A 26847-nucleotide genomic window follows, 5' to 3' on the forward strand; every position below is an offset into this window, starting at 1 on the left:
CGCGTCAATTCTAACAAAATATTAACAATGAAGCGTGAACTTTTGTTCTAAACTTAGGCGATGCCAAGAGGCAGCTACGCAATTGTGATTAAGATCACATTTTTATCTTTAATGCCCTTTAAAATTCCGGGCGCAGCCCCCATATGGAATTGGGCTCAAAGGGAAAGTGGGGTAAATCAATCGCGCAAAGGTATGCTGAGGATTGATTTGTCGCAATGATTGACACGATTCCGCTTGACGCTGCGTAAGGTTTTTGTAATTTTACAGGCAACCTTTTATTCACTAACAAATAGCTGGTGGAATATATGACTATCAAAGTAGGTATCAACGGTTTTGGCCGTATCGGTCGCATTGTTTTCCGTGCTGCTCAGGAACGTTCTGACATCGAGATCGTTGCAATCAACGACCTGTTAGACGCTGACTACATGGCATACATGCTGAAGTATGACTCCACTCACGGCCGTTTCAACGGTACCGTTGAAGTGAAAGACGGTCATCTGATCGTTAACGGTAAAAAAATCCGTGTTACCGCTGAGCGTGATCCGGCTAACCTGAAGTGGAACGAAGCAGGCGTTGACGTAGTTGCTGAAGCAACTGGTCTGTTCCTGACTGACGAGACTGCTCGTAAACACATCACTGCTGGCGCGAAAAAAGTCGTTCTGACTGGCCCGTCCAAAGACAACACTCCGATGTTTGTTAAAGGCGCTAACTTTGACAAATACGAAGGCCAGGACATCGTTTCTAACGCATCCTGCACCACCAACTGCCTGGCTCCGCTGGCTAAAGTTATCAACGACAACTTCGGTATCATCGAAGGTCTGATGACTACCGTTCACGCGACCACCGCAACTCAGAAAACCGTTGATGGCCCGTCTCACAAAGACTGGCGTGGCGGTCGTGGCGCAGCTCAAAACATCATCCCGTCCTCTACCGGTGCTGCTAAAGCTGTAGGTAAAGTACTGCCAGAACTGAATGGCAAACTGACCGGTATGGCGTTCCGCGTTCCGACTCCTAACGTATCTGTTGTTGACCTGACCGTTCGTCTGGAAAAAGCTGCTTCTTACGAAGAAATTAAGAAAGCAATCAAAGCTGCTTCCGAAGGCGCAATGAAAGGCGTTCTGGGCTACACCGAAGACGACGTTGTATCTACCGATTTCAACGGCGAAGTTTGCACTTCAGTATTCGATGCTAAAGCAGGTATCGCTCTGAACGACAACTTTGTGAAACTGGTTTCCTGGTACGACAACGAAACGGGTTACTCCAACAAAGTTCTGGACCTGATTGCTCACATCTCCAAATAAGTTGAGATGAAAAAGTAATCTGTAAGAGCGACTTCGGTCGCTCTTTTTTTTATCTGAGCATTAAAGGATTGCGTAATGATTAATAAAATTTTTGCTCTCCCGGTTATCGAACAACTTACCCCTGTCCTCTCCCGCCGCCAGCTTGATGACCTGGAGTTAATCGTTGTTGACCATCCACAGGTTAAAGCTTCTGTTGCTTTTCAGGGCGCTCACCTGCTCTCCTGGAAACCCGCAGGTGAAGAGGAAGTTCTGTGGCTCAGCGGTAACACACCGTTCAAAAAAGGCGTTGCCCTGCGCGGCGGCGTGCCGATTTGCTGGCCATGGTTTGGTCCTGCGGCTCAGCAGGGTCTGCCATCACACGGCTTCGCCCGTAATCTGCCGTGGACGCTGAAAGCACATAAAGAAGACGACAACGGCGCGGTGCTGACCTTTGAACTGCAAAGCAGCGATGCGACTCGCCAGTACTGGCCGCACGAGTTCACGCTACTAGCCCGTTTCAAACTGGGTAAAACCTGTGAGATTGAGCTGGAAGCACACGGCGAATTTGAAACCACTTCCGCCCTGCACACCTACTTCAACGTTGGTGATATCGCCGCGGTGAAAGTGAGCGGCCTTGGCGATCGTTACGTTGATAAAGTCAATAATGCCGAAGAGGGTGTATTAAGCGACGGCGTACAGACTTTTCCTGACCGTACCGACCGCGTTTATCTGAATGCGGATGCCTGCAGCGTGATTCATGACGACGCGTTGAACCGCAACATCGACGTTATCCATCACCATAACAGCAACGTGGTAGGCTGGAACCCAGGACCGGCACTTTCTGTCAGCATGGGCGATATGCCTGACGATGGTTATAAAACCTTCGTTTGTGTAGAAAGCTGCTGCGCGATCGAGCCACAGAAGGCCAGCGAAGAGAAACCTTCGCGCCTGGCGCAAACCATTCGCGTAGTAAAACGCTAAAAGCCAGAACTGATTGTGTTCGTCATTGTGCCGGGCGGCGGCTCATGCCTTACCCGGCCTACGATACTTAAGCCCCGCTGAGTTTTAAACCATATCCAGCGGCGTTTTTCTTCCCGGTGCCGGATAGGCTTTATCCAGAAGCGCCAGCTCCTCAGCACTGAGCACAATTTCCAGCGCCGCAGCATTTTGCTCTACGTGCTCAATGCTTGCGGCTTTCGGAATAGCCAGCACGCCCTGATGGCTAACCACCCACGCCAGCAGCACTTGTGCGGCGGTGACGCCTCGGGCTTCAGCGATATTTTTCACAACGGTATGATTTAAAAGTCCATTACGCAGGCGTCCAGCCTGAGCCAGCGGACAATATGCCATCACCGGCAATCGCTGCTGCTGACACCACGGCAGCAGGTCATACTCAATACCGCGGGAAGCCAGGTGATAGAGCACCTGATTGGTCGCGCATTGATCGCCACCGTCCGCCTGCCAGAGCTGCTGCATATCATCGTAATCGAGATTCGACACACCCCAACGGCGAATTTTACCCTGCGCAACCAGCGCTTCCATACCCTCAATCGTCTCCTGCAATGAGTAATCACCACGCCAATGCAGCAGATACAGATCGAGATAGTCGGTATTCAGGCGGCACAGGCTGGCTTCGCAGGCGCTGGCTATTTTGCGTCCACCAGCATTCCACGGATAGACTTTGGAGACCAGCACCACACGTTCGCGCTGCCCGCGAATGGCTTCACTCACCACCTCTTCCGCACCGCCATCAGCATACATTTCCGCCGTGTCGATAACCGTCAGCCCTAGATCAATGCCCGCACGTAGTGCAGCAACCTCCTGAGCGTGCAGCGCCTGGTTTTCGCCCATATACCAGGTTCCCTGCCCGATGACAGGAACCGCCGGATGCCCACCAAAACTGATTGTCCTTTCTGCCATTGATACCTCCTGTTATTTGATTGCACCACCGTAATGCAAAACAGGGCATTACGCCCTGTTTTGATGCACGAATTGCCTTGTAAAGAAGCACAATCAGAAGGAGTAAGTGATCCCGGTAGAAATCACACCGCTCCAGGATTTGTCCACCATTGGGCTATCGGTGATTTCATCGGACAGACGCGTATAGCGGGCAACACCGTATACGCTCCAGTCGCCGAGGAAACGATAGTTTGCCGACAGCTCCAGGTACGGGTTCCAACTGCTGTCCGGATCGTAGCTGCGCATGCCGCTGCGATTCGACTCATGCTTCGAAACACCATAGTAGTACTCATTCTGGTTATCGCTGTTCCACTCCACACCAATACCCGGTGTAAGCGTCAGGTTACCGTTGGTATAGCGATACAGCCAGGCCAGATCCCACACAATACCGTTGCTGTTATCCAGCGTGTCGCCTGCAAGCGTAGTGCGCAGGAAACCGTACTGCGTATTGTGAACGTACGAAAGCCCTGCCATCACCGTGGATTTACGCTTATCCAGGCGACGCATTTGCTGGCTGTCGCTATCGCCCGGTTTAAAATACATCGGCGACCAGTATGCGGTCACGGAGAGCTTATCGTTGGTGTCATTCCACAGGTAGTAACCACCACCTAAACCGCGAAACCAAAAGTTATCGCTCTCATAATTAATAACGGGCACCGGGTAAACATCAGCATCGTACTGCTTGTAAGGATGTTCGACGACACCCACACCCGCACCCAAAGTGAACTTCCCTTCAGCGTGTACGACGGATGCTGAAGTCGCAATCAACACACCAAGTGCCAGAAGTTTGATTTTAGTCACGATCCATATTCCTGTTGTCAAATAATCAGCGCAGGCAGTTTAACGTTGTAAACGTCATGCCTCAAATTCTTTACCTGTCATTACACTAAACTAACTAATTTCTCATCTTCAGATGACTGCAGGCTGACAACAAAATGACAGCGTGATGACTCCCGTTGACAAGACGTGAGTAAAGCCGTCGTTTTTCTTGATGAGTTATTGATATGTCATTGAAATTGATTTTCTGTGCCATGCAAGTTTTCCAAATGCATCTACGCTTTAATTTAGAAGAAGTAATTGCGGGGCACGTTATCCAGAGACTTCGCCAACCTGGCATAAGGGTTGCTGGAGAATCAGTGAACGTTGTGCGGCTTACCTCTTCCGGGAGCTCCCACTATTCATATGAACGGCTCTCAACCTGTGCTAAATACGAAAGGACGGCATGCCATGAATATATTCGATCACTATCGCCAGCGTTATGAAGCTGCCAAGGACGAAGAGTTCACACTGCAGGAGTTTCTTACCATCTGTCGGCAAGATCGCAGTGCTTATGCTAACGCAGCAGAAAGATTGCTGATGGCCATCGGTGAGCCGGTCATGGTCGATACGGCCCTGGAACCCAGGCTATCCCGTCTCTTTTCAAACCGGGTTGTCGCACGCTATCCGGCGTTTGAAGAGTTTTACGGTATGGAAGATGCCATCGAGCAGATTGTTTCTTACTTAAAACACGCCGCTCAGGGGCTGGAAGAGAAGAAACAAATTCTGTATCTGCTGGGACCCGTGGGCGGCGGCAAATCATCGCTTGCCGAACGCCTGAAGTCCTTAATGCAGCGCGTCCCGATTTACGTTCTGAGCGCCAACGGGGAGCGCAGCCCGGTTAATGATCACCCGCTGTGCCTTTTTAATCCGCAGGAAGATGCGCAGATTCTTGAGAAAGAGTACGGCGTGCCTACCCGCTATCTGGGGACTATCATGTCGCCATGGGCGGCCAAACGTCTGCATGATTTCGGCGGCGATATCACTAAATTCCGCGTGGTAAAAGTCTGGCCATCTATACTGGAACAGATTGCCATCGCCAAAACCGAGCCGGGTGACGAGAACAACCAGGATATCTCCGCGCTGGTGGGTAAAGTGGACATCCGTAAGCTGGAACACTACGCGCAGAATGACCCGGATGCCTACGGCTATTCCGGCGCCCTGTGCCGTGCCAACCAAGGGTTGATGGAGTTTGTGGAGATGTTCAAAGCGCCAATTAAGGTGCTACATCCGCTGCTGACCGCCACTCAGGAAGGAAACTATAACGGCACCGAAGGGATTTCAGCCCTGCCGTTCAACGGGATTATCCTTGCCCACTCCAACGAATCGGAATGGGTTACCTTCCGTAATAACAAAAACAATGAGGCTTTCCTCGACCGTGTGTATATCGTCAAGGTACCTTATTGCTTGCGCATCTCGGAAGAGATCCGTATCTACGAAAAACTGCTTAACAACAGTGAACTGACCCATGCGCCTTGCGCCCCAGGCACCCTGGAAACGCTATCGCGCTTCTCAATTCTGTCGCGCCTGAAAGAGCCGGAAAACTCGAGCATTTACTCAAAAATGCGCGTTTATGATGGCGAGAGCCTGAAAGATACCGATCCGAAAGCGAAATCCTACCAGGAGTATCGCGATTATGCCGGTGTCGACGAAGGGATGAACGGCCTGTCCACCCGCTTTGCCTTTAAGATCCTTTCGAGGGTATTCAACTTCGACCACGCGGAGGTCGCTGCTAACCCGGTACATCTGTTCTACGTCCTGGAACAGCAAATCGAGCGCGAACAGTTCCCGCAGGAGCAATCCGAGCGTTACCTGGAGTTCCTCAAAGGCTATTTGATCCCGAAATATGCTGAGTTTATCGGTAAAGAGATCCAGACTGCCTACCTTGAATCCTATTCTGAGTATGGGCAGAACATTTTTGACCGTTATGTCACCTACGCCGACTTCTGGATTCAGGATCAGGAGTATCGCGACCCGGATACCGGTCAGTTGTTTGACCGCGAGTCGCTGAATGCGGAACTGGAAAAAATCGAGAAACCGGCCGGGATCAGTAATCCGAAAGACTTCCGTAACGAGATAGTCAACTTTGTGCTGCGCGCCAGAGCACATAACAGCGGGCGTAATCCAAACTGGACCAGCTACGAAAAATTGCGCACGGTTATTGAGAAGAAAATGTTCTCCAATACCGAAGAGCTGTTGCCGGTCATTTCCTTCAACGCGAAAACGTCAACTGATGAGCAGAAGAAACACGATGATTTTGTCGACCGCATGATGGAGAAAGGTTATACCCGCAAGCAAGTTCGTCTGCTGTGCGAATGGTATCTGCGGGTCCGTAAATCATCCTGATAGACCAGCTCGGCAGGCGATAACTGCCGGGCTAATAATAACTGCGCGGACTCCGTTAACTCGGGTTGCAGGAAAAGATAGTACTGAAGCCCGAATAATTAAGGGCATTACCCTAAATAATTCAAGTTTCAGGACAAAACGATTAAGCGTTTTGAACAGCGCTTGCGTTGGCCCCGAAGGGGTGAGGCCGGAGGCCGAATCACGCGGCAAGGGAGTGAATCACCGGGAGCTTACTAAAGTAAGTGACCGGTGTGAGCGAGTGCAGCCAACGCACATGCAACTTGAAGTATGACGGGTATCGTTGGCAAATGCAGTACAGGAGGGCATATGACCTGGTTCATAGACCGACGCCTGAACGGGAAAAACAAAAGCGCAGTCAACAGGCAGCGCTTTCTGCGCCGTTATAAAGCGCAGATAAAACAGTCGATCTCCGAGGCCATCAATAAGCGCTCGGTGACTGATATTCAGAGCGGAGAGTCCGTCTCCATCCCAACGGACGATATTAACGAGCCGATGTTTCATCAGGGTCGCGGCGGGCTGCGCAATCGCGTGCACCCGGGTAACGATCACTTTGTACAAAACGACCGCATAGAACGCCCACAGGGCGGCGGTGGCGGTGGTAGCAGCGGTCAGGGACAAGCCAGCGCCGACGGCGAAGGACAAGATGAATTCGTCTTTCAGATTTCGAAAGATGAATATCTGGATCTGTTATTTGAAGATCTGGCCCTGCCAAACCTGAAAAAAAATCAGCAACGGCAACTGACGGAGTTTAAGAGCCACCGTGCAGGTTATACCGCCAACGGGGTTCCGGCCAATATCAGCGTCGTTCGCTCGCTGCAAAACTCGCTGGCGCGGCGTACTGCAATGACAGCGGGTAAGCGTCGGCAACTGCACGCGCTGGAAGAAGATCTGGATATCATCAGCAAAAGCGAACCGGCACAGCTGCTGGAAGAGGAACGCCTGCGTAAAGAGATTGCGGAGCTGCGGGCGAAAATCGACCGCGTACCGTTTATCGACACTTTTGACCTGCGCTACAAGAACTATGAAAAGCGACCAGAGCCTTCAAGCCAGGCGGTGATGTTCTGCCTGATGGACGTCTCCGGATCGATGGATCAGGCAACCAAGGATATGGCCAAGCGTTTTTACATCCTGCTGTATCTGTTTCTCAGCCGGACCTACAAAAACGTGGATGTCGTTTATATACGCCACCATACGCAAGCTAAAGAGGTCGATGAACACGAATTCTTTTATTCGCAGGAAACCGGCGGCACGATTGTCTCCAGCGCCCTGAAATTGATGGATGAAGTGGTCAAGGAGCGTTACGACCCGGGGCAGTGGAATATCTACGCCGCACAAGCATCGGATGGTGATAACTGGGCTGATGACTCGCCGTTATGTCACGAATTGCTGGCGAAGAAAATTCTACCTGTAGTGCGTTACTACAGCTATATCGAGATAACCCGACGCGCGCATCAGACGCTGTGGCGCGAATATGAGCACCTGCAGTCAACGTTCGAAAACTTTGCCATGCAGCATATTCGCGATCCTGAAGATATCTATCCGGTGTTCCGCGAACTGTTCCACAAGCAGACGTCAAAATCCGACGGTTAGTCTATCCAAAACAGCCAGCGACGCGTTGTTGCTGGCTGTTTCCACCCTCACTTAGCCAACCTGTTCACACTCCGGCGTCAGTGGCAGCAGGTCAGAATCAATCTCAGCCATAATCAGGCTGGCGAGGTTTTGCTTCTGATGTACCTTACCGCACTGGACAATGATCTGCCGCGCGTTGTCATAACCCGGAGCCCAAAGCCGATTGTTCATGCGCACATCTTTATAGATGGCGATCAGCGGTTTTTTCCATGCCGCCGCCATATGCACAACGGAAGTATCCGGTGAGATAACCAAATCAGCTTGTGCAATCAGCGCCATAGTATGGTGCAGCGTTTTAAACGGATTCACCCTTACCTTTTCGGGCAAAGGAATACGGATCTCATTGCGATGATCGAGCAAGACAATGTTTATATCAGGATAATCTGAGCGTAATTTTTCAATGATTAACGCGAGTTGTTCCTGCGACAAACTGCGGTCCTGATGCCCGGCAAAAATATTAATCACCACCTTACGCCCATCCAAACCAGCCAGATACTCGCGAACTTGCTGATAGATATCCTGCGGAATATGCAGGTCATAGGACTCCAGATGCTTTTTATCCAGCTTCAGGTGATCGGCAATAAGTGCAAATGTCTTGCTGACGTGCCAGTTTTCGCAGTCAAAATCAAAGGACTTGGTGTAGTGGTTAATCGACGCCCACTTATTAAACCCCAGCACTGACTTAGCTTTTATTTGTCGTAGCAGCAACATTCTGTGTACTGGGATATCAAACAGCGAGGGATCAATAATAATATCGTACTTATTATTCGCAAGCTCATTAATTACAGATTGAGGAACATTGTGTTTGAATTTACGCAGGTAATCCGCGGAATCGACATTTTCAGCTTCATAGATGCGACGGATGTACGGGTTGTGCCGCATAACCTGACTGTTTGACTTTGTCAGCAGGAAATCAACGGTCATCCCCGACTCATGGAGGCATTTAACCAGCGCCGAATCCACAATCACATCGCCTATCGCCCCTTCATTACGCATCATCAGGACCGTTTTAGCCGATGACAAGTCGACATCATGGCGTTTGCGATTATCCCAAAATGCTTTGGCGATATGAACCCGCAAGACATTGCGTACTTTCTTTACAAAGTAATTACGGCGCCTGTTCAGCTCTCTTATTTTTTTGAACTTTCTGGGGGATACCTGCACCGCTGTGTTTTCCATCATCATAACCTCGTAACCACTATCAACAGTACTTCTCCTGATCTTGCTAAGGACTAATAAAAATAAGAAAAGTTCGCTTGATAAAAAAAATTCTTATGTCTATGGCGCAGGAAGAATAGTAATACTTTTTGTCATTCCAGCATAACTGATTGAAGATAAAATGAGTAAATTGTGGAATTAGCCTGGATATCATCGAGTAACCCAATTTGCATAGCTGCCTTATACTTAAGCAACTACTTACCCCCCCATCATCGGTCAATATTTGCGCACCGGAGGTAAGACGTTTGAATGACATACCCAGTCTGGACATGGTAAAATCAGCGCAATGACTTTGGCGGAACTATCATCATGAAATTAAAGAATAAATTACTCCGCCATTTTATTTCTGCGGGCGTGATTGTTCTGACCTCTTCATTTCTGGTGTATGAATTAGTCGCCAGCCATCGGGACATGTCGGAATATATGCGATATATCGTCGAAAAAGGCGAAGCCGCATTTTTGTACGATAAATATCAGAATCAGCTTATTATCTCCCAGTTCTCGCGCAAACTGGATACGTCTCCCTCTGTGGAAATAGCAAAACAAGCTTGCGACGGCGTACAAACCAACGGAGAAGTCAGTGGACTAAATATTGCCGGACGCTCGTTTCCTCTGCTTCACGGTACGCTCAGCACCACTCAATCTTCATGTCAGCCGTGGGTTAATGACCTCCCTGCACTACAGGCATTTGACGCAGCGATTATCCAGAACAGGCCCATCTCTGCGCTGAGAACGGGCACTGCCAAATCAGACCAACGCTTTCGTTATTACATTGATTTAAAAAATAAATATGCATATTTTTATTCGCCGCTTGAGATAAACAGTAGCCCGGTAGATAACTGGAATTTTCTTCATGACAGTAAACTAGGCATAACCCAAACCAGTTTTAACAATTTACTGCGTGGACGCACGCTGATTTCCAGCATCTACGCTGACGCCTTGACCGGACAGAATATTTTATCTTTTTTAACGCCGGTCTATCATCAGGAGCGACTTAAAGGGGTCGTCATGGTTGATGTTACCCGCAAAGATCTCGGGAAACTCCTCTATACCGCCGACCGTCCCTTAGTCTGGCGCTATCTGGACGTCACCTTAACGGACTCGGATTCAACAACCGAAATCATCGTTCATCGCAGCCAAACGCATATTTTCGGCTATGCACACTACAACAATCAGGTTGCAGAAAATATGCAGATCGCGCTGTCGCTGGACGTGATGTATTTCCTGCTTAGCTCCTGGAAGCTGTTCCTGTTTTACCTGATATCTACCGGCGTACTACTGCATCTTGTACAGATGCACTTCCGTTTGTATACCGATGTTTTCAAAGAAAACATCAGCGATTCATTAACCGGTCTTTTCAACCGTAAAATCCTCTCCCCGATCCTTGAGTCCCGCCTGCAAAAGCTAACGGAACAGGGCGTGAACATCGTGTTCATGGCGCTCGACTGCGACCGACTGAAATACATTAATGATACCTGGGGGCATAACGAAGGCGACCGGGCTATTGTTATGCTCGCACAGGCCATATCGTCGTCCATACGTAAAAGCGATTACGGTATTCGCCTGGGCGGAGACGAGTTCTTCCTGATTCTGATCGATTACGCCAATGAAGATGCTCAGGATATTCCCGAGCGCATCCGCCAACACTTGACGACGGTTGATATCAATAAACGCGTTAATTTCTCTTGGGGAGCCTGCAGCATGGCGCCGGGAAATAACCTGGTGGACGTGATGAACATCGCCGATGCCCGGCTGTACGAAAATAAAAAACAGAAAAAACATCCACTTCCGGCACGAGAAGGTTAAAATGGATACTTTAACCCGCAAGGATAGACTGACATGAATGCGCCTGTAATACAGAGCACCCACCAGCAGTTGCTCGAGTTGCTTAACCGATCCGATGCTCGTTACCGGGTTGTTGAGCATGAAGCTGTCGGGAAATGTGAAGCGGTTTCTGAGATCCGCGGTACGGCCCTGGGTCAGGGTGCAAAAGCGCTGGTATGTAAAGTCAAAGGTCATGGGGTGAATCAACACGTACTGGCGATTCTTGCCGCCGATCAACAGGCCGATTTAGCGCGCCTGGCCGAACATATCGGTGGCAGCAAAGCCTCACTGGCCAGCCCCGTAGAGGTCGATACCCTCACCGCCTGTGTGTTTGGCGCGATTCCACCTTTCAGTTTCCACCCATCGCTGCGTCTGGTCGCCGACCCGCTGCTATTTGAGCGTTTCCCGGAAATCGCCTTCAACGCCGGGCAGCTCGACAAATCGATTATCCTCAACACCGCTGATTATTTACGTATCGCCCAACCCGAGCTGGTGGTCTTTCGCCGCGAGGTCTGACCCCTCCCTCGCTTCTACTGCAACGTTATCTGAGTTATTTCCGATAGCGTTGCATTTTATTTTGCATTCTTTGTTACCGGTATCACGAAAAGCACTTTACGTAATTCTGATACCAAATCCCGCAATTGTTAACCCTCCAGCTTCAACCACACTATAGCTCGTGATTACTGAAACCGTACCTTAACGACACCAGGTGACATCAATGACGACTAAAGTTACCCGTAAAGAAAAAATCAGCTATGGCCTTGGAGATATGGCCAGCCATATCGGCCTGGATAACGTGATTATTTTTCTGACGTTTTACTATACCGACGTGGTGGGCCTCCCGGCAGCCTTTGTCGGCACGATGTTTCTGCTCGCCCGTACCGCCGATGCCATCATCGACCCGGCAATGGGCTATATGGCTGACCGCACTCGCTCGCGCTGGGGGAAATTCCGCCCGTGGATGCTGTGGTTAGCCCTGCCATTTGGCCTGAGCTGCCTCCTGACTTACGCCGTACCGCAATCTCTGGATATGACCGGCAAAATGATTTTCGCCAGCGTCAGCTACACCTTCATGATGCTGATGTATACCGCCATCAATATTCCCTACTGCTCGATGGGGGCGGTGATCACCCCCGATAATGACGAACGTATCTCCCTGCAATCCTGGCGCTTCTTCCTTGCCACGCTCGGCGGCGCGATGTCGACGTTTTTCATGATGCCGCTGGCGGAGTACCTCGGCGGCGCGGATAAACTGGCGGGCTATCGCTGGGCGATGGCGATTATGGCCAGCGCAGCGGTGATTATGTTCTGGATCTGTTTTGCCAACACCCGTGAACGTATTAAAGCGCCCGCTACCCATAACAATTATCTGTCTGAACTGCGCGATCTCCTGCGCAACGATCAATGGCGAGTCGTCGCGGTGCTGGTGATGACCAACATTGGCTTTGGCGTAATCCGTCTCGGGGCGATGATGTACTTCGTCACCTACTACCTCGGCAGCGCCAGCTACTTTATGTGGATGCTAGGCGCGCATATTCTTGGCAAGGCCGCAGGTAGCTTGCTGGCCAAACGACTGACCCGTAATTTCAACAAAGTTCAAATGTTCGGCTACTGCGCTGTGCTGGCGGGGGTGCTGAGCATCGCTCTATTCTTCGCACCGAAATCCGTTTTCGTGCTGGTCCCGCTGACGTTTATTATCTCCACGCTTTATCAGGCCACCACCACGCTGATGTGGGTAATGATGGCTGATGTCGCCGACTACGGTGAATGGAGACAGGGTAAACGTATGGATGGCGTCATATTCTCCACCTTCCTCGCGGTCCTCAAGTTGGGAATGGCCCTCAGCGGCGCTATCGTCGGCTGGACCTTGGGCTTTAGCGGCTACGTCGCCAACGCGCCAGAACAAACATCACTTGCAATGAACTGCATCGTCGCCCTGTTTACCATTGTTCCCGGCCTACTCTCGCTGGCGGCCTTCGCCACGCTGCGCTGGTACAAGCTTGATGACCAGACCATGCAGGAAATCAATTTGGCTAAAACGCAATCTCTTGTGAAAGGATGATCTCACCATGAGCGAATTAATACAGCACGCTAACGCCATCGAATGGCGCTTTGAACGGCAGATTTTACGCCTTGAGCCCTGGGGCGAAAACAGCCTGCGGGTACGCGCCACCTGCGCGCCAGAGTTTAATTCGGAGCTTCAGGCGCTACTGACGCCAGAATCATGCAAGGCTGAAATCTCCCGGGATGCGGAAACGCTGACCCTGCGTAACGGCAATATCAGCGCGGTGTTGAACCTCAAGGGCCAGCTAGCATTTTATAATCAGCGCGGCGAGCTGCTACTCGAAGAGATGTGGCGGCAACGTTCCACCGTTGGTATCGGCGCCAGCGAAAAGAGCCAGGACAAATACGTCAGCGCCCTGAAACTGGACGGCCGCGAATTTAAACCACTTCCAGGGGGCAAATATCAGCTAACGGTTCGTTTCGAAGCCCGCCATGAAGAGAGACTGTACGGCATGGGCCAGTACCAGCAGCCGTGGCTGGATCTGAAGGGTTGTTCTCTTGAGCTGGCGCAACGTAACTCACAAGCCAGCGTGCCGTTTGTGCAATCCAGCCTCGGCTACGGCCTGCTGTGGAACAATCCAGCGATTGGCGAAGCCAGCTTTGCCAAAAACCACAGCCAATGGACCGCCCGCGTCACTCAGGAGATGGACTACTGGATAACCGCCGGCGACAGCGTAATGGAGATAACCCGCCAGTACGCTAAAGCCACCGGTACGCCGCCCGCCGCTCCGGAATTCATTAGCGGCCTGTGGCAATGTAAATTGCGCTATCGTACCCAGCAGGAGGTACTGGAGGTGGCTCGCGAATACCGCCGCCGCAACCTTCCGCTCTCGGTGATGGTTATCGATTTCTTCCACTGGCCGAATCAGGGAACCTGGTGTTTCGACCCTACCGACTGGCCGGATCCGAAGGCGATGGTAGAAGAGCTCGAATCAATGGGCATCAAGCTGATGGTTTCAGTCTGGCCGACCGTTGAAGCCCGCAGCCCGCTGTTCCCGCAGATGAAAGCTAAAGGCTGGCTGGTGACCAGCGATCGCGGTGTACAGGTCAACCTGGATTTTATGGGCAATACCACCTTCTTTGACGCCACCCATCCTCAGGCACGGCAGTTTGTCTGGGATACGGTAAAGAAAAACTATTTTGACTACGGGATCAAGCTGTTCTGGCTGGATGAAGCCGAGCCGGAGTATCGCGCCTATGACTTCGATAACTATCGCTATCACGCCGGACCGGTGCTGGAAGTGGGCAACCGCTATCCGCGTGATTTCGCCCAGGGCTTCTACGATGGCCTGCGTGCGCAAGGTGAAGAAGAGATTGTCAATCTGGTGCGCTGCAGCTGGGCAGGCAGCCAGCGCTACGGCGTGCTGGCGTGGTCCGGCGACGTTCACTCCTCCTTCCATTCGTTTCGCAATCAATTGGCTGCCGGGCTCAACATGGGGCTGGCGGGCATTCCATGGTGGACCACCGATATCGGTGGTTTCCAGGGCGGCAATATCCACGATCCGGCATTTCACGAACTATTGATCCGCTGGTTCCAGTGGGCGGTATTCTGCCCGGTTCTGCGCATGCACGGCTATCGCGAACCGCGGATCCAGCCGCCGGAAAGCTATCGCCACGGCATTCCTCAATGCGACAGCGGTTCGCCAAATGAGCTGTGGAGCTACGGAGAGGATAATTTCGCCATCATGCAACGCTGGCTGGGCGTTCGCGAGACGTTACGTCCCTATATTGATGAGCTGTACGCCAATGCACATCGCCACGGCGACCCGCTCATGCGCCCGCTCTTCTGGCACTATCCCGACGATGCGCAAAGCTGGCAGGTCGAAGACCAATACCTGTTTGGCCAGGATTTGCTGGTCGCTCCGGTCATGCACGCAGGCCAGCGTCAGCGCGAGGTCTGGTTGCCTGGTGAACATCAATGGGTCGATTTACAGGGCGAGCGCTATCAGGGCGGGCAGTGTATTTCGGTTCCTGCCGAGCTGGAGACTATTCCGTTGTTTATTCGTGAAGGCAGCCCGCTGGTTTCACTGCTGGTAAAATAAATCAGGCAGATGCCTGAAATAGCGAGCATGTGCTAAAAAAAGCCTGTCTACTCACGCAATTATGCGTAGAGTAAATGGGCTTCTCTTTTTTTGTATTTTGGCAAGGACCTCTGCACATGCTCGACACCACCCTGTTAATTCTGCTGGGCCTGGCGGCGCTCGGCTTTATTAGCCATAACACGACCGTTGCGATTTCAATACTGGTTTTAATTATCGTCCGCGTCACCCCGCTTAATACTTTCTTCCCGTGGATTGAAAAGCAGGGGCTGACCATCGGGATTATCATCCTGACTATCGGCGTGATGGCGCCTATCGCCAGCGGTACTCTTCCGCCCTCAACGCTGCTCCATTCGTTCGTTAACTGGAAATCACTGCTGGCGATTGCAGTCGGCGTCGGTGTCTCATGGCTCGGCGGGCGCGGCGTGGCGTTGATGGGCTCGCAGCCACAGCTGGTGGCCGGGCTGCTGGTCGGCACCGTACTCGGCGTTGCTCTCTTCCGCGGGGTACCGGTAGGTCCGTTAATCGCCGCCGGGATCATTTCGCTGTTTATAGGGAAGTCGTAGTCAGGCTGGCGAGATAGCGTCCCGGCGTTTGGCCCAGCCCTTTTTTAAACATGGTGATAAACGCGGTGGTGGAGTCATAACCCAGACTCTGCGCTGTCTGTTGAACGCTTTGCCCGCGGATCAACATTTGCAGAGCGAGGATCAGCTGCAGCTGATGCCGCCAGCGGCGAAAGCTCAGGCCCGTTTCGCGCACCACCAGCCGCGCCAGATTACGCTCGCTCATGGCGAACTCCGCCGCCCACTGCGCCAGCGTTTGCCAACGAGCGGGATCATCGGCCATGACCTCCGCCATTTGGCGAATTTTCGGATGTCCGGATACCGGCAGTTGCAGATGTTCCTGCGGCTGCTGGGGTAGTTCATCAAACAGCACCTGCACCAGGCGGTGCATCGCCGCTGATTCCAATTCTGCCCTGCCGCGCTGGGCCATGGTCAAAATAAGCTCGCGCACCAGCGGTGAAATCTTTAACGTACAGCAGAAATTCGGCATCGGGGCCGCACCGGGTTCAATAAACAAAAAGCAGATCTGCGCTCCCGGCGTCGCCCGGTTGCTATGGGGTATCTGCCCAGGGACCCACACCGCATACTGCGGCGGTACCATCAACATGGCATTTTCCACCTCGCAGGTCAGTGCCCCGTGCAGTGCCAGGATCAGTTGCCCTTTGCGGTGCTGATGGCGCGGAATGTACTGCTCGTTCGCGACTACCTGAATACGAAAAGCCAGCGCCGCCTCATGCCCGCTGTCCGGGTCGTAGCCATCCAGACCGAGTCCGATCATAAGATTGTCCGATTTTAGCGATAATCTGTCATTTTAGCTTGATTTAAACAGGCGGCAAACAGGCTATTGTAAACGCCTCGTATTCTTGTTTGAGATAGCCATGAATTCTGTTTCACCTTCTGCCGGTCAACGCAATCTGTTATTGATTGCCGGTATTCTGCTGATAGCCACCACTTTACGCGTGGCCTTTACCGGCGCCGCGCCGCTGCTGGATGCCATTCGCAGCGAATATGGTCTCACTACCGCGCAAACCGGTCTGCTAACCACCCTGCCGCTGCTGGCATTTGGCCTGGTCTCGCCGCTGGCTGCGGGCATCGCACGTCGCTTCGGCATTGAACGCAGCCTGCTTCTGGCAATGATCCTGATTTGCCTGGGTATTGGTCTGCGCTCCCTACCCTCCGTCGCGCTACTGTTTATCGGTACCACAATTATCGGCTGTGGTATTGCCCTGGGAAACGTTCTGCTGCCGGGGTTAATCAAGCGCGATTTCTCGCAGCATGTTGCCAAAATGACTGGCGCTTACTCTCTGACGATGGGCGGTGCAGCGGCGCTGGGTTCGGCCATGGTGGTTCCGCTGGCGCTTGCCGGATTGGGCTGGCGCGGTGCGCTGCTGATGTTAATGGTTTTTCCGCTACTGGCGCTGTTTGTCTGGCTACCGCAGTCTCGCAGGCAGGCTACCGCGCCGCTGACGGGCTCAGGCGCGATCCATAACCGCGGGATCTGGCGCTCGGCGCTGGCCTGGCAGGTTACACTGTTTCTCGGGATTAACTCGCTGGTCTATTACGTGATTATCGGCTGGCTACCCGCTATTTTACAAAGCATTGGTTACAGCGAAGCGCAGGCAGGCTCCCTGCACGGGCTACTTCAACTGGCAACCGCCGCGCCGGGGCTGGCGATCCCGTTAATACTTCATCGGCTGAAAGATCAGCGTGGTATTGCTGTTCTGGTCGCCCTGATGTGCGCCGTCAGCGCGCTCGGATTATGGTTTTTACCTAGTCAGGCAGTGCTGTGGACGCTTATCTTCGGCTTCGGCTCTGGCGCAACCATGATCCTGGGGCTGACCTTTATCGGCCTGCGGGCCAGTTCAGCGCACCAGGCCGCCGCGCTGTCGGGGATGGCGCAGGCGGTGGGTTATCTGCTGGCTGCCTGCGGGCCGCCGGTGATGGGGAAAATTCATGATGCCAACGGCGACTGGCATATTCCGCTGATCGCCGTAGCGCTGATTTCTGTTGCCATGGCAGTGTGTGGCGCGCTGGCCGGTCGCGATCGGGAGATCAACAGCTAACCCTATCAACGCCCGGCAACCTTCGCTGCCGGGCGCTTAATTACTGGCTTGCGGCGCGTAAAAACGCGTGAACCAACGGTGCAGGCCGCCCTTCCAGTGCATTGCGCTCGTGCTGGAATAGCGTGGCGACAAAGAACGGATGCGTCACCAGCTCCACGGCTCGAATCTCGCCGTCATCATCCCAGCCCGTCACCCGTAGATCGCCCTGCTCCAGTTCACGGGCAAAATCTTCAGCAATCCCGTAGCTACAGTGATAACCCTCTTCAATGCTGTCACGGCCATAGGCGCGAGCAATAAGCGTATTGGCGCGCAGTTCAATATTGTCCGACTTTTCCACCAGCGAGCAGCTTAGCGGCGCAATCACCATTCGGCCTTCAGTATCGGTTTCCGCGTGCGCGGCGTCCTGCCAGCCCATGACGTTACGTGCGTACTCAATAATCGCGTGCTGGAACCCACCACAGGTGCCAAGGAACGGAATGCTGTTTTCACGCGCGTGGCGAATGGCGATAAACGCGCCTTCGGCATTTTTATAAGGACTGGCGGGAACGACCCAGATAGCATCGTAGTCGGCCAGATCGTCGGCGGAGCTTATCTCGCTGGTTGCCAGCCAGTCGTAGCGCAACGGAAGCTCCAGTACAGCAGCGGCATCATCAATCGCCAGCGGAATCGCTTTATGGGCAATTACATCAGGGTTGTAGTCACCAACCAGGGCAATACGCAAGGGGGAGGAGGTCGAGGAGGTCATAGCAGGATCCTTATGTCAGAGCGATTATCAGGCAACACAAGGAGCCTCAGGTTAGCGATCCCGGCGGCGGAACACAATCCTTATTTTTTACACGCCAGGTTCCGCGCAATTTTGCCTGACAGGCGGTATGGTATAAAGCAAAGGAATGGCTACGGATACGAGATGAAGAGCAAAATTCTGGTCAGCGCCTGTCTGATGGGCTTTCAGGTTCGCTATAACGGCAGCAACAAGGCGCAGCTGACCGACGCGCTATCGCGCTGGCAGCAAGAGGGACGGCTGGTCATCCACTGCCCGGAGCTGGCAGCCGGTTTGCCAGTCCCCCGACTCCCGGCAGAAATCCTCAATGCTCAGGGCGCTGATGTAATGCAAAACCGTGCGCAAATCGTTGAAAGTAATGGTCAGGATGTTACTGCGCACTATCAACTGGCCGCCTGGCTGGCGCTGAAAGCAGCGCTAGAAGAAGGCTGTGCCGCCGCATTGTTGACCGATGGCAGTCCAACCTGCGGTAGCCAGTTTATCTATGATGGTACCTTCAACGGGCAGCGCAAACCTGGCTCTGGCGTTGCTGCAGCGCTGCTTCGCGAACACGGCATTACGGTATTTTCCGACGGGCAGATCCCGCAACTGCTCAACTGGATGGAACAAAGGGAGAGTGACGATGATTCAATGTAAACGCGTTTATGACCCACAAGAAGAGAGCGATGGCTATCGCGTACTGGTTGATCGTCTGTGGCCACGTGGCATTAAAAAAGAGGCGCTGAACTACGATGAGTGGTGTAAAACGCTGACCCCGTCGACTGATTTACGCAAAGCTTTCCACAACGAAACTATCGATTTTGCTCACTTCAGTCAGCTCTATCGTCAGGAGCTGGATGACCACCGCGATGAAGGCGCGCGCCTCGCGGCGCTGGCCCGTCAGCAGCCGCTGACGCTACTCTATGGGGCGAAAAACACCCGACAAAATCATGCTCAGGTGCTTGCCGCCTGGCTGGAAGCGCTGGAATAAGCGCTACGACTTAGCCGGATGATCGCGACGCCAGAGGTCCCATTCGTCAATCGTTTCGCCACCCGGCAGCTTACAGTCCGTGCGCACGCCCTGCGGGCTTTGTACAGGCACCTGAGTGCCTCCCAGCTGTTCGCAGTAAACCGACGCCGGGTTAGCCATGCCCACCGGATGCGTGGGCTGAGTCTGTTGAGGCTGAGCGCATCCGGCGAGCGCCAGAGGCAGCATGATAGTCATCCACTTCATTTTTACTCCTTCGTTGTTCAGGACGACCTTTTCGTCCTGAATCTCCACGGTTTCTCCATTTTAACTACACTTTTACCTCGTAGAGTAGCCCCTGTTCTCGAACTGACCAGAGAACAGATCATTCCATAATCAATGAGTTTTTCCCCGTCGCCCCCGACGGGGCTTTTTTTTGGGATTTAATAAATTGAAATAAAAGGATTTATTTCAAAAATGTCCACATATCGACCACATTGACAAGAATAGCCCCCCTTTCCAGGGGGCTATTTTTATACTGCAAGACTAAGTTGACTGTTCCCGTAATGAGAAGCCGGGAAAGCATCGCCGGGGATAAATCCTGGCGGCAAAGGATCTGCGCTGGTTGAGCGCTTCGTTACTCTGCGCTCTACGGTGTTAAGTGTCGTGAATGACTCGCTGCATTCAAGATTCTGGCATTGATGATATTGCCGGATGGTGAACTCGCTTAACCGGCGGCTGGTGCGGGTGCGGGCGTTTGCGCCGCAGTAGGGACAAACAAACATGATGATCTCCCATAGGGAGTTGAACTCACACCTATTATGGCCGCTACTGCTCAGTTTCTGCAATCCAGTCGCTTATTTTCGCCTCAAGCTCCATTTTCGTGGTAAATCCGTTATCACCGATTACATGCTCCGCTCTTGCAATGATCCAATCCTGAGTATCGATTTCAGGCTTAAAGCCCGACACGTTCAGATGCATACCCGGATATAAATCGGCGCGGCCGCGCGCCAGGGTTATCGAAAACTGTGCCGCGCCTTTCTGGATCTGTATCCATTTTGCCGCAGCTGCGCGCCTGGCCGCCGTTTCGTTCTGATAGGTTTTACGCAAAACATATACGTTACCTTCAGCGCCCTCCATGTAATCCCCCTCCGGCCGGCTGCTTTTCTCCTCGGCCTTTTTTCTGGCAGTATTTGTTTTGCGCTTAGTGACCTTGACCGGTTTTTTCTTGCCGAAATTAAGATCCAGCCAGTACGCCCGCACACCAGTGTAAGCATCACGATCGGCAATGCGGAACCTGTGACGATCTCCGCTGGCACGGGTTATCTCAGCCGATGGCAGCGCCCTACCGGATGCACTGACGCCTCCCCCAGGCAGGATAAACAGCAGACAGCCATTTTTCACGGTGGCAATGGCCCCCAACATCTCCGCCATGCGCGTTAAAAACGACATGTCGCTCTCTTCGGTCTGATCCGCATGGTCGATCTCGATGTCGATCAGGGCTTCGCTAATCATCGGCTTCAGGTCATAGCGCCGGGCTATGGCCGATACCACCCGCTCTACTGTCACATCATGCCAGGACACCTCCCGCCTGACGTTCATCTCTTCGCGAAAATCAGCGCTGTGCGCGGTGATGTCGATAACATCCGGCGGCCCGCTATGCCCCACCTCGTCAACGGTGTAGAGACCTTTGTAGATCAACGCCTCACCCAGCCAGCCGATGGACACCGCCAGCTCCGCACCACGTGGGGGTAAATCTGTTACCCCGTCAGAGTCATCTACTGACAGGGTTAGCTGGTCAGCATCAAAACCGTTGTTATCTGTAACAGATAGCGAGGTGATGCGGTCGGCCAGTTCGGTCAGGGCAACCCCACCCAGCGTGATGCTAAAATCCGGTGTCTTTACGACCTCACTTAATTTATCTACATACGCTTCGGCTGCTGTTGTCAGCGTGTCTGCTATCGACATAACTCCCCCGTTTTTTGCTGATGATTCCATGCCCGCGCGCGGGGCTGAATCCCTTTTTGTTGTCAGCGAACGGGCAGACCGGCAACCAGGCGACGCCAGCAGACTTAACGTTGAATATTGCCCTGAACTCAAAGAGCAACATGATGGTGAACTTATGTCTGAAACTCGTTTTCACGGCGTCCGCTCTCGCGAAAATACCGACCTACAGCAGGCAATCAATGACATTGATTCCAGCGTAATCGGTATTGTTGCGGTTGCTGATGACGCCGATCCGGAAACCTTCCCGCTCAATACGCCGGTTCTGCTGACACGGGTGCGTAACGTCCTCGGCAAGGCAGGTAAAACCGGGTCACTTTACAAAACCCTCAAAGCCATTTCCGATCAGTGCAGTCCGCGTGTTGTGATTGTCCGGGTGGAAGAGGCTTCCGGTAACGGCCCCAGCCAGTCTCAGGCCGTTATTGGCGGAACAGATGGCGACAGCTACACGGGAATGTATGCCCTGCTGACAGCGGAAGCCAAAACCGGCTATCGTCCGCGCATTCTGGCGGTGCCGGACTACGACACCGAGGAGGTAACGTCACAGCTTTGCGTGATTGCCCAGAATCTTCGGGCTTTTGTTTATGCCGGTTGTAACGGCTGCGCGACCATGGCGGAGGCTATTGCTTATCGCAAAACCTTCGCTTACCGCGAGCTGATGCTGATCTGGCCTGACTTTATCGCTTACAACCCCCTGACGGATGATAACGAAACGTTTCCCGCCCCGGCTTACGCCTGCGGCCTGCGCGCCGCTATTGATAACAGCCAGGGCTGGCACAAATCACTGTCCAACGTTGTAGTGAATAACGTTCTGGGTATTTCGAAAGATGTTTTCTGGGCATTGCAGGCAGAAGACTGTGACGCCAACGAGCTGAACAACAACGAAATCACAACGCTTATCAAGCGTGACGGTTTCCGCTTCTGGGGTAACCGCACCACGGACACCGAAACCTACACTTTCGAGGTGTTCACCCGTACCGCGCAGATCCTGGCGGACAGTATCGCGGAGGCGCAATTTACCTCTGTTGACAGCCCGCTCACTCCGGCCAACGTGAAAGATGTGGTAAGCGGCATCCGCTCTGCTCTCAGCAAAAAAGTCACTGCCGGTCAGCTTATCGGCGCTGACTGCTGGTATGACACGCTGGACAACGGCACCACGGATTTGCGCCAGGGAAAACTGATTGTGCGCTATAGCTACAGCCCGGTCCCGCCGCTTGAAGATCTGACGCTATACCAGACCTTTACTGATGATTTTTACGAACCGGCGTTCGCGTCGCTCGGGGGTGAATAATGGCTGTTCCTCACAAACTGCGGCTTTTTAGCTGCTTTGTTAACGGCGACAACTATCTGGGAAAAGTGACCTCTTTCACTCGCCCCAAACTGTCACGAAAGGTAGAGGACTATCAGGGCGGTGGCATGCTGGGTGCTGTCGGTGTTGATCTCGGCCTTGAGGCTGGCGCGCTGGATTCCACCATTGTATTTGGTGGTGTCATCAAAGCACTGTTTCTCGAATACGGGGCAGAAATTGACGGTACGCGGCTGCGCTTTGCGGGTGAATATTTCACTGATGGCGAAAGCCAGCTTGTCGAGGTTGAGCTGCGCGGGCGATTTACTGAACTCGACGGTGGAGACTCAAAACAGGGAGAAGACACCGAGGAAAGCTACACCTTCAAATCCACCTACTACAAATTCTCCATAGATGATCAGCCCATTATCGAAATCGATCTGCTGAATTTCATCTACAAAAAGAACGGTCAGAACATGTTCCAGGACCGCATCACCTCCGCCCTTGGCATGGGCAATTGATAACCTTTCAGAGGGTGGCAAAGATGCCGCCCGGAGATTTTAAACATGGCTAAAAAAACTAAAAACCTGTTCACGCTGATGCAGCCGGTAGTTCGTAAAGACAGTGAGATCGGTCAGGTGGAAATCACCGGTGCCATCAGTCAGGCCGGATCGTTGCGCGGCCTGAATCTTATCCGCGTTGCCAATATGGATGCAGACTCAATTGCCACGCTGTTGACGCGAGTCACCGCGCCTGCGCTGACACAAAAAGAAATCAACGAAATGCACACTCTGGATTTTATCGGCCTGGCAGAGCTTCTGGTCCCTTTCTTGAATCCGCCGGAGCCTGGAGCGTCGAACGTGGCGGAGACGGAGAGCGAGTAATCACCGTTGCGTTTGACCAGATAGACGATCTGGTTGCTGATATTGCCGTTATTTTTAACTGGCCGCCCTCTGAAGTTTTCGGCATGGATCTTGGCGAGGTGATAGCCTGGCGCAAGCGGGCGGCGCTTCGAAGTGGTGCCAGTGATGAAGAGTCTTGATATCCGCGTTGCTTTCAGCGCGATCGACAGATTTACCCGCCCCGTTAATGCTGCCCGCCAGACTGCGGGCGGCCTATCCGACTCCCTCAGAAAAACACAATCCGCCCTGAAAGGACTCGATAAGAGCAGTGCTACTTTTCAGCGAATGACCGCGGCCGTCGGCAAAACCGACCGTTCCATCTCACGTGCCCGTACCCGCTTTGATGGATTATCAGAAGCGCAACGTAAAAACGGAACGCTGACGGAAAAACAGCAAATACTGATGTCCCGACTGGGTGAGCGGCTTGATCGGTTGACCGCAAAACGCGTGACGGAAGTGGCCCGCCTTCGTGAGAGTGCATCAGCCCTGCGCCAGCATGGCGTCATGCTTTCCGGTAGTAGTGCCACCATTGGTAACGCGATACGCCGCACAGAACAATACAACCAATCCCTTGAACGGGAAAAACGGCAACTTGCTGCGGTCACTCAAGCTCGTAAACGTTACGAGGGCGCACAGCAGATAGCCGGAAAGTTGCGCTCTGGCGGTGCCATAGCATTAGGTACAGCAACCGCTGCCGGGTACGGCGCCGGACGCTTCCTGTCGCCTGCAGTTGGTTTTGATGAGGAAATGTCAAACGTCCAGGCGTTGACGCGGCTTGATAAGGGCGATTCACAGCTGGCCGCCTTGCGCACTCAGGCAAAAAAACTCGGTGCTGAAACCGCCTTCACCACACGTGACGCCGCCAGCGGCCAGGCCTTTCTGGCAATGGCGGGCTTCACGCCAGATGCTATCCGTGCCGCACTGCCCGGCGTGCTCAATATGGCACTAGCGGGCAGTATGGAATTGGGTGAAACGGCAGACATCGGCTCAAATATTCTTTCACAGTTCGCCCTCGACGCCGGGGAAATGGACCGCGTCAGCGATGTGCTGACAGGTACATTTACCCGTACCAACACCACGCTTAGCAGCCTCGGCGAGACAATGAAAGTTGTCGGGCCGGTAGCCGCGGGACTTGGGATAAGCCTGGAAGAAGCCGCAGCTATGACCGGCACGCTGGCGCGCGTGGGTATTCGCGGTAGCGAGGCCGGTACGGCAATGCGTCGCTCCCTCTCCCGCCTGGCCTCCCCCACTACGGCAGCCAAAAAGGCACTCAAAGAGCTGGGAGTGGAAACTGCCGACGCGAGCGGAAAGATGAGACGTCCGTTCGATATTCTTCTCGATCTACAAAAACGCGTTTCCCGCTTTGGCGAGGTGGATCAGGTTTCATTTTTCAAAGATATCGCCGGAGAAGAGGGTTTTACGAGCCTCCAGTCTTTGGTCAACGGCGCAGGTGATGGCTACCTCCAGTCACTCTATGAACAAATTGCAGAAGCACATAAAAATCAGGAGGCGTTCGCCGTCGCTAACAAGAAAAAAGACAACCTTGGCGGCGATTTGAAAGAGCTGGACAGCGCGTGGGAGGCGTTCCGCATTTCTGTGGCTGAGACAGTAGACGGCCCATTGCGCAGGCTGACACAGGGGCTTAGCCGGGTTATTGGCACTATTCAAAGCTGGGTAGACGAAAACCCCAGACTTTCACGAGCGTTGTTACTCGTCTGTGGTACTGCACTGGCATTAACCGCAGTAATTGGCGGTATGTCATTAGCTGCTGGTCTACTTTTAGGGCCGCTTGCAAAGCTCAGGCTGGGGCTTGCACTGCTGTCCGGCGAGAGCGGCATCGGAGGTACGGTATCAGCGTTCCGCATATTGAGTGCTGTGGGCGGCAGTTCACTGGCAAAAATCAGCGGATGGCGTGCCTTACTCGGCGGTCTGGCTGGACGCGCCAGCGTATTAACCAGGTTGATGGTAACCCTGCGCGGCGCGTTACTTGGCGCCTTTTCCTCTCCGGGGACGGCGATAAGCGCCCTGTCAAAAGGCGTTGGCGGGCTGGTGTTGCGGCTAACCGGGATCCCTGCTCTGCTCGGTATTGTGAAAGGTGGAATTACGACACTGGGCGGCGGATTATCAATGCTCTTGAGCCCAATCGGTTTAGTGGGTGCTGCGTTTGTAGCTGCTGGGGTACTGATCTGGAAATACTGGGGACCAATTAAGGCCTTCTTTAGCGGTTTTTTTACAGGCGTCATCCAGGGGTTAGCGCCTGTTTATAACGCATATTCCCGGCTGGCGCCCGTTTTCGGGGTCATTGGGGATGGCGTCAAAAACGTCTGGAACTGGTTTAAAAAAGTATTAACGCCCGTTGAGGAGAGTCGCGAGGCGCTAAACAAGTGCGCCAGCGCCGGGCAAACCTTTGGCGAGGTCCTGGGGACCGCACTTAGCGTTCTGCTTTGGCCCCTTCAGAAGTTAATGGAAGGCGTCGGCTGGTTACTGGAGAAGCTCGATCTCATCCCCGATGGCATTGAAAGAGCCAAGCTGGAAGCGGCCAGACTCAGGGCTATTCCGGTTATGTGGGAATGGGATGAAAAATCCGGGCGCATGGTTAAAAGGGAGTGGCAATGGTCATCTGAAAAGCCTGCAAGCAAAGGCAGCGCCCCGCCGCCCAATGTGCTCGGGGGCAACTCTGGAACAGAGCGGCGGCTGGGCCAAATCGCGGATAACACCAAAGGCCTTTTAGATGAGGAAAAGCGCAAACGTATCGGGCCGGGTGACATTGTATTTAAAAACCTCCCTCCAGCCTTTGCAGTGCGTGGTGAATGGCAGGAGTCGAGGCTTGTCCGCCAGTCCGTCAGCGCTCGCCCGGTTATTGCCGCTGGCGAACCATTGATAAAACAGACGCAGGCATGGCAACCGGTACGCCGAAATCAAAACACCCACACGGCGGCTGCGGCTTCAGATGGTAGTTTTTCCGGTGATATTCACGTCCATCTACATTGTATTCAGAGCAGCAATCCGCGCGAACTGGCGCGACTTGTTGGCGAGGCTGTCCGCGCGGAAATTGATAAAAAGCAACGTGCTGCACGAGGTTCGTTCCGGGATAACGATTAATTAGG

At 53.2% G+C, this 26847-nt stretch carries 25 protein-coding genes; 17 read left to right on the forward strand and 8 right to left on the reverse strand.

What is annotated here, in order from left to right; translation table 11 throughout:
• The first annotated feature begins 305 nt into the window (after window positions 1–305).
• Both gapA and QVF11_RS17255 read left to right on the forward strand, forming a co-directional pair.
• Window positions 306–1301 (forward strand): glyceraldehyde-3-phosphate dehydrogenase, encoded by a 996-nt coding sequence (gene gapA, locus QVF11_RS17250; protein ID WP_004860805.1) that lies wholly within the window; start codon window positions 306–308, stop codon window positions 1299–1301.
• Between the two features lie 75 nt (window positions 1302–1376).
• Entirely contained in the window at window positions 1377–2261 is an 885-nt protein-coding gene (locus QVF11_RS17255; RefSeq protein WP_112217057.1) for a D-hexose-6-phosphate mutarotase, read from the forward strand.
• 84 nt (window positions 2262–2345) lie between these two features.
• Here QVF11_RS17255 and QVF11_RS17260 read toward each other — a convergent pair whose 3' ends face one another.
• The gene (locus QVF11_RS17260; RefSeq protein ID WP_287858412.1) at window positions 2346–3200 is read right to left on the reverse strand and encodes an aldo/keto reductase; all 855 of its coding nucleotides are present in this window, start codon (window positions 3198–3200) and stop codon (window positions 2346–2348) included.
• Window positions 3201–3293: 93 nt separating this feature from the next.
• Window positions 3294–4040, reverse strand: a complete 747-nt coding sequence (locus QVF11_RS17265) for a MipA/OmpV family protein (RefSeq protein ID WP_110273588.1) — start codon at window positions 4038–4040, stop codon at window positions 3294–3296.
• A 426-nt stretch (window positions 4041–4466) separates the two neighbouring features.
• On the opposite strand from QVF11_RS17265, the gene yeaG reads away from it, so the two are divergent.
• Window positions 4467–6401, forward strand: a complete 1935-nt coding sequence (gene yeaG, locus QVF11_RS17270; protein WP_142514194.1) for a protein kinase YeaG — start codon at window positions 4467–4469, stop codon at window positions 6399–6401.
• Between the two features lie 327 nt (window positions 6402–6728).
• Window positions 6729–8012, forward strand: coding sequence for a YeaH/YhbH family protein (locus tag QVF11_RS17275; RefSeq protein ID WP_287858415.1), 1284 nt, complete (start codon window positions 6729–6731; stop codon window positions 8010–8012).
• Window positions 8013–8063: 51 nt separating this feature from the next.
• Here QVF11_RS17275 and QVF11_RS17280 read toward each other — a convergent pair whose 3' ends face one another.
• Window positions 8064–9233 (reverse strand): glycosyltransferase family 9 protein, encoded by a 1170-nt coding sequence (locus QVF11_RS17280; RefSeq protein WP_112216661.1) that lies wholly within the window; start codon window positions 9231–9233, stop codon window positions 8064–8066.
• Between the two features lie 345 nt (window positions 9234–9578).
• On the opposite strand from QVF11_RS17280, the gene dgcJ reads away from it, so the two are divergent.
• The 5 genes from dgcJ (at window position 9579) to QVF11_RS17305 (ending at window position 15762) form a co-directional block, all read left to right on the forward strand.
• Complete coding sequence (dgcJ, locus tag QVF11_RS17285) at window positions 9579–11075, forward strand: diguanylate cyclase DgcJ (RefSeq protein ID WP_287858416.1); 1497 nt, start codon at window positions 9579–9581, stop codon at window positions 11073–11075.
• Window positions 11076–11108: 33 nt separating this feature from the next.
• Entirely contained in the window at window positions 11109–11609 is a 501-nt protein-coding gene (locus tag QVF11_RS17290; protein ID WP_112216621.1) for a YbaK/prolyl-tRNA synthetase associated domain-containing protein, read from the forward strand.
• A 202-nt stretch (window positions 11610–11811) separates the two neighbouring features.
• Window positions 11812–13155, forward strand: a complete 1344-nt coding sequence (locus tag QVF11_RS17295; RefSeq protein ID WP_287858417.1) for a glycoside-pentoside-hexuronide (GPH):cation symporter — start codon at window positions 11812–11814, stop codon at window positions 13153–13155.
• A 7-nt stretch (window positions 13156–13162) separates the two neighbouring features.
• On the forward strand, window positions 13163–15199 hold the full coding sequence (locus QVF11_RS17300) for a glycoside hydrolase family 31 protein (RefSeq protein WP_112216623.1): 2037 nt from the start codon (window positions 13163–13165) through the stop codon (window positions 15197–15199).
• A 116-nt stretch (window positions 15200–15315) separates the two neighbouring features.
• Window positions 15316–15762: a DUF441 domain-containing protein gene (locus QVF11_RS17305; RefSeq protein ID WP_110273595.1), complete on the forward strand. Its 447-nt coding sequence runs from the start codon at window positions 15316–15318 to the stop codon at window positions 15760–15762.
• On the opposite strand, the gene QVF11_RS17310 is transcribed toward QVF11_RS17305, so the two are convergent.
• Window positions 15746–16537 carry an AraC family transcriptional regulator gene (locus tag QVF11_RS17310; RefSeq protein ID WP_112216624.1) on the reverse strand — a complete coding sequence of 264 codons (792 nt, stop codon included), beginning with the start codon at window positions 16535–16537 and terminating at the stop codon, window positions 15746–15748. The genes QVF11_RS17305 and QVF11_RS17310 overlap by 17 nt on opposite strands.
• Before the next feature lie 100 nt (window positions 16538–16637).
• Between QVF11_RS17310 and QVF11_RS17315 the strand changes: the two genes are divergently transcribed.
• Window positions 16638–17822, forward strand: a complete 1185-nt coding sequence (locus QVF11_RS17315) for a CynX/NimT family MFS transporter (RefSeq protein WP_287858420.1) — start codon at window positions 16638–16640, stop codon at window positions 17820–17822.
• Between the two features lie 40 nt (window positions 17823–17862).
• On the opposite strand, the gene QVF11_RS17320 is transcribed toward QVF11_RS17315, so the two are convergent.
• Window positions 17863–18567: a CTP synthase C-terminal region-related (seleno)protein gene (locus tag QVF11_RS17320; protein WP_112216626.1), complete on the reverse strand. Its 705-nt coding sequence runs from the start codon at window positions 18565–18567 to the stop codon at window positions 17863–17865.
• Between the two features lie 162 nt (window positions 18568–18729).
• Here QVF11_RS17320 and QVF11_RS17325 point away from each other — a divergent pair, with 162 nt between their 5' ends.
• Window positions 18730–19239: a 2-thiouracil desulfurase family protein gene (locus QVF11_RS17325; RefSeq protein WP_287858421.1), complete on the forward strand. Its 510-nt coding sequence runs from the start codon at window positions 18730–18732 to the stop codon at window positions 19237–19239.
• Window positions 19226–19573, forward strand: a complete 348-nt coding sequence (locus QVF11_RS17330; protein WP_287858423.1) for a DUF488 domain-containing protein — start codon at window positions 19226–19228, stop codon at window positions 19571–19573. Before QVF11_RS17325 ends, QVF11_RS17330 begins: the two co-directional genes overlap by 14 nt.
• A gap of 3 nt (window positions 19574–19576) precedes the next feature.
• Here the strand turns inward: QVF11_RS17330 and QVF11_RS17335 are convergent, their stop codons facing one another.
• The 3 genes from QVF11_RS17335 to QVF11_RS17345 all read right to left on the reverse strand — a co-directional run bounded on the left by QVF11_RS17335 (window position 19577) and on the right by QVF11_RS17345 (window position 21517).
• Window positions 19577–19816, reverse strand: coding sequence for a putative hemolysin (locus tag QVF11_RS17335; protein ID WP_110273661.1), 240 nt, complete (start codon window positions 19814–19816; stop codon window positions 19577–19579).
• A 266-nt stretch (window positions 19817–20082) separates the two neighbouring features.
• On the reverse strand, window positions 20083–20334 hold the full coding sequence (locus tag QVF11_RS17340; RefSeq protein WP_004213128.1) for an ogr/Delta-like zinc finger family protein: 252 nt from the start codon (window positions 20332–20334) through the stop codon (window positions 20083–20085).
• Window positions 20335–20377: 43 nt separating this feature from the next.
• Complete coding sequence (locus QVF11_RS17345) at window positions 20378–21517, reverse strand: phage late control D family protein (protein WP_287858425.1); 1140 nt, start codon at window positions 21515–21517, stop codon at window positions 20378–20380.
• A 154-nt stretch (window positions 21518–21671) separates the two neighbouring features.
• Here QVF11_RS17345 and QVF11_RS17350 point away from each other — a divergent pair, with 154 nt between their 5' ends.
• Genes QVF11_RS17350 through QVF11_RS17370 form a run of 5 tightly spaced genes read left to right on the forward strand, consistent with a single transcriptional unit; the run spans window position 21672 to window position 26842 of the window.
• Window positions 21672–22844 (forward strand): phage tail sheath family protein, encoded by a 1173-nt coding sequence (locus QVF11_RS17350; protein WP_287858426.1) that lies wholly within the window; start codon window positions 21672–21674, stop codon window positions 22842–22844.
• A complete protein-coding gene (locus QVF11_RS17355) occupies window positions 22844–23359 on the forward strand; it encodes a phage major tail tube protein (RefSeq protein ID WP_287858428.1) in 516 nt (171 codons plus the stop codon). Before QVF11_RS17350 ends, QVF11_RS17355 begins: the two co-directional genes overlap by 1 nt.
• Before the next feature lie 45 nt (window positions 23360–23404).
• Complete coding sequence (locus tag QVF11_RS17360) at window positions 23405–23722, forward strand: hypothetical protein (RefSeq protein ID WP_004131585.1); 318 nt, start codon at window positions 23405–23407, stop codon at window positions 23720–23722.
• Window positions 23722–23880 carry a GpE family phage tail protein gene (locus tag QVF11_RS17365; RefSeq protein WP_032440702.1) on the forward strand — a complete coding sequence of 53 codons (159 nt, stop codon included), beginning with the start codon at window positions 23722–23724 and terminating at the stop codon, window positions 23878–23880. Before QVF11_RS17360 ends, QVF11_RS17365 begins: the two co-directional genes overlap by 1 nt.
• Window positions 23867–26842: a phage tail tape measure protein gene (locus tag QVF11_RS17370; protein WP_287858430.1), complete on the forward strand. Its 2976-nt coding sequence runs from the start codon at window positions 23867–23869 to the stop codon at window positions 26840–26842. Before QVF11_RS17365 ends, QVF11_RS17370 begins: the two co-directional genes overlap by 14 nt.
• Window positions 26843–26847 lie beyond the last annotated feature (5 nt).

It is taken from the genome of Klebsiella sp., from assembly GCF_027492335.1.
GTDB classification, from domain to species: domain Bacteria; phylum Pseudomonadota; class Gammaproteobacteria; order Enterobacterales; family Enterobacteriaceae; genus Klebsiella; species Klebsiella huaxiensis.

Bases quoted from the DNA above. Each gene is read 5' to 3' on its own strand.
- gapA (WP_004860805.1), top strand. From the start codon at position 306: ATGACTATCAAAGTAGGTATCAACGGTTTTGGCCGTATCGGTCGCATT.
- QVF11_RS17255 (WP_112217057.1), top strand. From the start codon at position 1,377: ATGATTAATAAAATTTTTGCTCTCCCGGTTATCGAACAACTTACCCCT.
- QVF11_RS17260 (WP_287858412.1), bottom strand. From the start codon at position 3,200: ATGGCAGAAAGGACAATCAGTTTTGGTGGGCATCCGGCGGTTCCTGTC.
- yeaG (WP_142514194.1), top strand. From the start codon at position 4,467: ATGAATATATTCGATCACTATCGCCAGCGTTATGAAGCTGCCAAGGAC.
- QVF11_RS17275 (WP_287858415.1), top strand. From the start codon at position 6,729: ATGACCTGGTTCATAGACCGACGCCTGAACGGGAAAAACAAAAGCGCA.
- QVF11_RS17280 (WP_112216661.1), bottom strand. From the start codon at position 9,233: ATGATGGAAAACACAGCGGTGCAGGTATCCCCCAGAAAGTTCAAAAAA.
- dgcJ (WP_287858416.1), top strand. From the start codon at position 9,579: ATGAAATTAAAGAATAAATTACTCCGCCATTTTATTTCTGCGGGCGTG.
- QVF11_RS17290 (WP_112216621.1), top strand. From the start codon at position 11,109: ATGAATGCGCCTGTAATACAGAGCACCCACCAGCAGTTGCTCGAGTTG.
- QVF11_RS17295 (WP_287858417.1), top strand. From the start codon at position 11,812: ATGACGACTAAAGTTACCCGTAAAGAAAAAATCAGCTATGGCCTTGGA.
- QVF11_RS17300 (WP_112216623.1), top strand. From the start codon at position 13,163: ATGAGCGAATTAATACAGCACGCTAACGCCATCGAATGGCGCTTTGAA.
- QVF11_RS17305 (WP_110273595.1), top strand. From the start codon at position 15,316: ATGCTCGACACCACCCTGTTAATTCTGCTGGGCCTGGCGGCGCTCGGC.
- QVF11_RS17310 (WP_112216624.1), bottom strand. From the start codon at position 16,537: ATGATCGGACTCGGTCTGGATGGCTACGACCCGGACAGCGGGCATGAG.
- QVF11_RS17315 (WP_287858420.1), top strand. From the start codon at position 16,638: ATGAATTCTGTTTCACCTTCTGCCGGTCAACGCAATCTGTTATTGATT.
- QVF11_RS17320 (WP_112216626.1), bottom strand. From the start codon at position 18,567: ATGACCTCCTCGACCTCCTCCCCCTTGCGTATTGCCCTGGTTGGTGAC.
- QVF11_RS17325 (WP_287858421.1), top strand. From the start codon at position 18,730: ATGAAGAGCAAAATTCTGGTCAGCGCCTGTCTGATGGGCTTTCAGGTT.
- QVF11_RS17330 (WP_287858423.1), top strand. From the start codon at position 19,226: ATGATTCAATGTAAACGCGTTTATGACCCACAAGAAGAGAGCGATGGC.
- QVF11_RS17335 (WP_110273661.1), bottom strand. From the start codon at position 19,816: ATGAAGTGGATGACTATCATGCTGCCTCTGGCGCTCGCCGGATGCGCT.
- QVF11_RS17340 (WP_004213128.1), bottom strand. From the start codon at position 20,334: ATGTTTGTTTGTCCCTACTGCGGCGCAAACGCCCGCACCCGCACCAGC.
- QVF11_RS17345 (WP_287858425.1), bottom strand. From the start codon at position 21,517: ATGTCGATAGCAGACACGCTGACAACAGCAGCCGAAGCGTATGTAGAT.
- QVF11_RS17350 (WP_287858426.1), top strand. From the start codon at position 21,672: ATGTCTGAAACTCGTTTTCACGGCGTCCGCTCTCGCGAAAATACCGAC.
- QVF11_RS17355 (WP_287858428.1), top strand. From the start codon at position 22,844: ATGGCTGTTCCTCACAAACTGCGGCTTTTTAGCTGCTTTGTTAACGGC.
- QVF11_RS17360 (WP_004131585.1), top strand. From the start codon at position 23,405: ATGGCTAAAAAAACTAAAAACCTGTTCACGCTGATGCAGCCGGTAGTT.
- QVF11_RS17370 (WP_287858430.1), top strand. From the start codon at position 23,867: ATGAAGAGTCTTGATATCCGCGTTGCTTTCAGCGCGATCGACAGATTT.